Here is a 545-nt window from a genome sequence, read left to right as displayed (position 1 = left end):
CGCCATCCACCGCTCCGACGCCGACCCGGCGGTGACCCGCCTCCTCGAACTGATCACCGCGCTGCGCCCGCAGAGCCCCTGATCCCGGGAGTGGCGGATGGCCCGTGGAGCGGCGCGTCAACGGCTACGCGGGGGTCGGCCGTCAGAGCTGAGTCGGCATCCGTCCGCCGAGTCGTCCCGTCAGATGACCTTCTTCTCCTCGGTGACCATCACGGCCACCGATTCCCTGTCGATGAAGCGTGCCTCGTCGGGGTTGACCAGCGTCCGGTAGTTCTCGGAGGCGAAGAAGGCGTCGTGGTCCTCCCAACTCTCGAACCAGATCTCCGTCAGGCCGTCGTAGGCCCGGGGCGGGTAGTTCTCGGCGGGGACCGGGTGGGACACGGCGTATTTACGCACGTAGCGCTCCGCCTCCGGAATGGAGGTGAACAGCGGCGCGTGCTGGTCCCGGTGGTGCTCGACGAAACGCTCGTACGACATTCCCTCGATGCGGTTGATCATGAAGATGAGCTTCAGCATGGCGTCAACCTAAAAGCTCACACCGGCGT

The 545-nt window shown here is 66.1% G+C and carries 1 protein-coding gene; it reads right to left on the bottom strand.

The features are described 5' to 3' along the window. Window positions 1–180 precede the first annotated feature (180 nt). Entirely contained in the window at window positions 181–516 is a 336-nt protein-coding gene (locus tag KUM32_RS41470) for an EthD domain-containing protein (protein WP_217146801.1), read from the bottom strand. Window positions 517–545 lie beyond the last annotated feature (29 nt).

Source organism: Streptomyces sp. AC627_RSS907 (genome assembly GCF_019049165.1).
Note: the sequence above shows the minus strand (reverse complement) of the source record. Positions and strands in the feature narration are given on the sequence as shown.

Coding starts and splice junctions, on each gene's coding strand:
- KUM32_RS41470 (WP_217146801.1), bottom strand. CDS start 516: ATGCTGAAGCTCATCTTCATGATCAACCGCATCGAGGGAATGTCGTAC.